This is a genomic window from Pseudoalteromonas sp. MelDa3 (assembly GCF_002863625.1).
Lineage (GTDB): Bacteria > Pseudomonadota > Gammaproteobacteria > Enterobacterales > Alteromonadaceae > Pseudoalteromonas > Pseudoalteromonas arctica.
In genome coordinates, this window is the sequence record NZ_PJBR01000150.1 from 1 (window position 1) to 4,964 (window position 4,964).

The 4,964-nt window shown below is 39.1% G+C and carries 5 protein-coding genes; 2 read left to right on the top strand and 3 right to left on the bottom strand.

Going from position 1 to position 4,964, the window contains the following annotated elements; all coding sequences use genetic code 11:
* Positions 1-255: 255 nt before the first annotated feature.
* Positions 256-498, top strand: a complete 243-nt coding sequence (locus CXF89_RS18270; RefSeq protein WP_024605722.1) for a type II toxin-antitoxin system RelB/DinJ family antitoxin — start codon at positions 256-258, stop codon at positions 496-498.
* The gene (locus tag CXF89_RS18275) at positions 488-772 is read left to right on the top strand and encodes a type II toxin-antitoxin system RelE family toxin (protein WP_024605721.1); all 285 of its coding nucleotides are present in this window, start codon (positions 488-490) and stop codon (positions 770-772) included. The genes CXF89_RS18270 and CXF89_RS18275 overlap by 11 nt, the downstream gene beginning before the upstream one ends.
* On the opposite strand, the gene CXF89_RS21580 is transcribed toward CXF89_RS18275, so the two are convergent.
* From CXF89_RS21580 to CXF89_RS18290, 3 genes are all read right to left on the bottom strand, one after another.
* Positions 773-1,234: a replication initiation protein gene (locus tag CXF89_RS21580; protein WP_080670030.1), complete on the bottom strand. Its 462-nt coding sequence runs from the start codon at positions 1,232-1,234 to the stop codon at positions 773-775.
* Complete coding sequence (locus CXF89_RS21585) at positions 1,183-1,575, bottom strand: replication initiation protein (protein WP_121955396.1); 393 nt, start codon at positions 1,573-1,575, stop codon at positions 1,183-1,185. Before CXF89_RS21585 ends, CXF89_RS21580 begins: the two co-directional genes overlap by 52 nt.
* A 196-nt stretch (positions 1,576-1,771) precedes the next feature.
* Positions 1,772-4,711: a TonB-dependent receptor gene (locus CXF89_RS18290; protein ID WP_121955397.1), complete on the bottom strand. Its 2,940-nt coding sequence runs from the start codon at positions 4,709-4,711 to the stop codon at positions 1,772-1,774.
* Positions 4,712-4,964 lie beyond the last annotated feature (253 nt).

A 4,964-nucleotide genomic window follows, 5' to 3' on the forward strand; every position in this document is an offset into this window, starting at 1 on the left:
AACGGGTGTAAACAAAGCGTATACGCCTATTTTAAAGGCACAATAGCTTATTTCAGATGAAAACAGTGTATGACAAAATGAGATAGTAGGCACGCTGTCGAATGTATACAATTACTTCGTAATCTTAATACAGTCGCGTGCAAAGGGGATACCCCTTCAACCCCTTTTAAGCATTAGAATAAAAATAATAGCTCTTGCACTTTTATCTCAGTTGAATATAATTAATGTATATACAATTGTAATTACAGGTGTGCTATGGGTACTATTAATATTCGTGTTGATGATGATTTGAAAGCGCGTTCTTATGCAGCATTAGAAAAGTTAGGTATAACTCCCTCTGAACTATTAAGACAAACATTAGAATATGTTGCACAAAGAGAGGCTTTACCATTCAAATCTGTGCTATTAACTAGTGACGACGAGGCGCTAATTGCTGTTGCAAAAGCCCGTTTAGCTGAACCAAAAACAGGGGTAAAGGTTTCGCTAAATGACCTATGAGTTAGAATTTGACCCTCGAGCGCTCAAGGAGTGGCATAAATTAGGTGCAACCGTACGTGATCAATTCAAAAATAAGTTGTCAGAAGTCTTAAAGCACCCTCGGATTGAAGCTAACCGACTAAGAGAGCTGCCAGATTGCTACAAAATTAAGCTGCGTAAAGCAGGGTATCGCTTGATATATCAAGTACAGGATGAAAAGGTTTTGATTCTTGTTTTGGCTATAGGGAAAAGAAACAAGTCAGAAGCTTACAACGATGCAGAGAAACGAGTTTAGCTAAAATCCCTCAAATTTCATTTGGTCATCTACTCGATAAGAGAACCTTAGCTTAGTTGCTTTACGTTGCTTCCTCTCGATGATTTCAACGCTTGTATTCTTTATTTCGGTAGTGTCTTTAATCGTCTCTATACTTCGCTTTATGACAAGTTTATTCAAGTCTTTAAATAGAGGGTATGAGTAAAATTTTTCCTTGTTTTTTGTTGTGTATAGTCCTAGTTCGTCTTTTAGCTCATCGACACCTATTTCAAAATAGCGGTCTTTCTTTTCGCTTATTTTCTGGCGTAGGAGTTGATATAAGTTACTTGCGTTTGTGTCTTTTAGCCGTGTGCTCGATATTAAAACTTGGGTGGTATATTTGCCCTCTATCATGCAAATATACGGCTTCATTTGACGGCTAAAGTTAATGTCTACGTAACCGCCACCGTCCTCATAGTCGCAGTATTCAGTGACGTTAAGTATACGATACCTTTGCCGCTAGGTTTCCTCCAAGGGTTATCTCCAGAGCGTGGTATGGGTGGTAAAAGCTGATCTTTCGGAATCCCTATTATTTGTTTTTGTAAGTCCAGAGTCGCGGATTTTAGTTGCTCATAGGCTGTGTTCATTTCTAGCTTGGCTATTTTCGCGTATTCACTAGCATAAATTCGGAATACTTGGCCTTGCTTTACTATTTTTTTAGAGTCCAGTTGAGCTATGGCCATAAATAAAACGCGCCTAGATGACAAGGGCATCTTAGATAGTGTTTTGTTGATATCGGTCTTATGCCGAACTTTCGTTTTACTAGATGTGTTTACTAATTCCATAAGGGATTTTCTTTATTTTTTGCGACCTCCTACAAGTTAAGGGATGGTTTACTTTTAGTTAATACCACCTTTATATTTTTATCCACAAGACTCGGTAGAATAATCATGTTTTTAATAAGGTTTGTATAATATAAAGCTACTTTTTTATAGGCGTAAAAAAGCCTGCATAAAAGCAGGCTTTAGTGTCTAGGGAAAATTAAAATTTAGCGCGAATACCAAAGCTGTAACGGCGATCCGCTTCAGTGTACTTCCAAGCACCACCTAGTTCAGATAGGTAGATTGAAGGCTCACCCGTTAAGTTGGTCGCATTACCTACTAAGGTCACGTTTTCGTTAATATCCCAGCTTGCAGAGAAATCTAACTGGCCTCTGTCGTCACGGTAGTTATTACCGTAAACAGTGCCTTCTGCTGAAATGCTGCCGTCTGAGTTAATATTTTCTACACGTTTTTCGTTTTCAGTATCTAAGAAACTGTCACGGTAGTTATAAGCGATACGAGTAGAGAACCCTTCGTATTCCCAAAATACTTGTAAGTTATATGTATTTTTAGAAATGTCTAATAGTGGGTTGCCGTTTGGTTGTTCGCTGTCTGCATACGTGTAGTTTGCATTAACACCTAAGCCAGAAAATGCACCAGGTAAACTTGTGAAGAACTGTTGGTAGCCCACTTCAAAACCTTGTACTGAGCCGTTTTCACCATTTACATTTTTAACTGTATCGATACCCGTTAGTCCTGCATCACGCAGACCTGCAACATGGTTAAAGCCATCTGCATCTACTGGGTAGTCCGTCGCATCAGAGTAAACTAGGTTGTCTTGTGAAACACCTGCAACGTCAAGCTGACATACTTGGTTCCATTGAGTTACGTTTTGACCAGTTGAAGTACTTGAAGAAGCCTGACAGCTGCTTTCGTTACTTAAGAAAGACTCAACATCTTTATAAAATACTGCGAAAGATAGTACGTTACCTTCATCAAAGTAATGCTCTACAGATAAGTCGTATTGTGTTGCGCGGTATGGTTCTAAATCAATAGAGCCTTGCGTTGCACCTGTAATGTCGTTATTAACGTCAAACGCAGGGCTTAGCTCGCTAAAGTCAGCGCGTCGCATAACTTTTGCAGCAGCAAAGCGAAATAATGTTTCGTCTGAGTAGTTATACGTAACGTTTAAGCTTGGTAAAAAGTCGCTATAGTCATTGTCGCCAGTTACTTTTTCGCCGTTAAGAAACACGCTTGATTCTAAATCTGTAGTCACATAACGACCGCCCACAATCGCAGTAATGTTATCAAAGTCTAAGTACGCTGATATATACACGGCAGCTGTATCTTCAACTACGTTACGGTATGCGCTTTCTTGGAACTCTTGGTTATCTGAAAGACTACCTGTTGACGCTAGGTTAGTACCTGCAAGTAACTGCTGAAGTTGAGCGTAAGTATTTGCAGGGTTAGATAAACCGTTGTAGCTTAAAAACGTTAGTAGGTCGTTTTGCCCTGAATGACCTAATTGGTCAAAAGAGTTGTCGTGGCTAACTGTTGTGAAGCTATTTGAAAAAGCGGCGTTGTAGTCATCAACCCATAAAGTAGCTAATGAACCATCTGAGTCGTTAAATGCATTTTTGTAAATGTCTTTAATTTCTACTTTGTATTGCTCGTATTCGTAATCACGGTTAGTAACACGTACACCTGCTTTTACTTTAGACACCCAGCTCAAGCTGCTGAGAGGTTCAAACATTTCAACGTCAAAACGAATAGCTGTTTCGTCATTATCTGTTCTTCTATCTTCACTTTTAAACGTACGTAGTGCTAAGTTTTGTGGGTCAGTAAATGCATTTGGATCTGAATGAATGATGCTTGGTAATTTATTACCGTTTTGAGAAAATGCACCATCATATAAATGGTTTACTAAATCAACACCGCCGCTTGCTTCAAATGTTGATTTTTCGATTGGGCGAAGTGTAAATTCAGAATCTGGTCTTACACTTTCTGATGATGCTACCGCAATTTCACCAGAGATTTTTATACTGTCAGTAAGGTTCCACTCTGCACCAAGTGCATTTGAAAACGAGTCGGTTTCACGAAAGTCACTGTATGTTTTAGGAATACCAAATTCGTTGGTTAACGTGTAATTATTTACGCCGTTAGCATCTTGAGTTGTATTTGCATCTGTTGATAGTGAACCTGCAACACCCAATATAGAGTTGCCACTTTGCTCACCAGAGCGTTTAGTGCCACTTAAATCTAGATACACCATGCCATTACCAGATTGCGGTGCCCACTGAAGTGATAAATTTACAGCAGTACGTTTACGTTGTTCTACGTATTGTTCAACACTGTGCTCGTCTCGTACGATAGCGTTGCCACTTGATGTATTACCTTCTTGGCCATTAATTTCGATGTCTTGAGGTTTAACACGGCTAGACGTTTCATCTTGACGAATTTCGCGATCTTGAAACGAAAACATAGCAATGGCACCAAAGGTACCCATTTCATCAAAATCCCAATTGTTACCAAGTGAACCGCTAAAAATAGGCGCTACTTTTTCTGTTTTATCAGCGTACTCACCATCTAATGAAACAGCACCAGTTAGTTTATCTAGCTCTAATGGGCGAACCGTTTTTAGACTAACTGTTCCGCCTAATGCACCTTCAATCATATCGGCAGTAGGAGACTTAACGACTTCTACCGTTTTTAAGAAACTTGATGGGTAATCTTGTAAGCTAATACCGTCACGAGAGTCACCAATAGTAGAGCGACCGTTTAATTCAACACGGTTTTGAGGTAAGCCACGAATCGAAACACTGTCACCCACACCAAAATCGGTATTAATAGATACACCAGTAATACGTTGCAGTGCTTCTGCAATATTATTATCAGGTAACTTACCAATGTCTTCAGCAACAATCGCATCTACAATACGTCCGTCAGTACGCTTAAGCATAGCGGCGGCTTTCATACTACCTAGCATGCCTTTTACTTCAATAACTTCAATATCTGCAGCTGCCGTTTCTGAAGCTGCCGGAGCCTCTTGCGCTGCAATATTTGAAGAAGCCATTAGTAAAAGGGCTGCTGCACCGATTGTTGTAGAGCTACTTCTTTGATGTTTATTAATTAATGTTGAAGTAATTTGATTGAGTTTCATGTATCTCTCCCGTTTGGGTACGACTTACGTCATTGTGTGTGTTGTTACTTGGTTTGGTTAACCAATTTAACTGCTGTTTCCCTGTAGCGTGTCATACAGGTGGTATGGTTGAAATTAGTCCAATTCAGCTTTTATTACAACCTTTGTTTACCAAAAATTCACAATATGTATTACAAAGCGTTCTTTTATTTTGCTTATATTTAATAAATTTAATGGCTTATGATGTCTTTTTATTTTTTATATTTTGAATGAA

Excerpts from the sequence above, each read along its gene's own strand:
- CXF89_RS18275 (WP_024605721.1), top strand. The coding sequence starts at position 488 with ATGACCTATGAGTTAGAATTTGACCCTCGAGCGCTCAAGGAGTGGCAT.
- CXF89_RS18270 (WP_024605722.1), top strand. The coding sequence starts at position 256 with ATGGGTACTATTAATATTCGTGTTGATGATGATTTGAAAGCGCGTTCT.
- CXF89_RS18290 (WP_121955397.1), bottom strand. The coding sequence starts at position 4,711 with ATGAAACTCAATCAAATTACTTCAACATTAATTAATAAACATCAAAGA.
- CXF89_RS21585 (WP_121955396.1), bottom strand. The coding sequence starts at position 1,575 with ATGGAATTAGTAAACACATCTAGTAAAACGAAAGTTCGGCATAAGACC.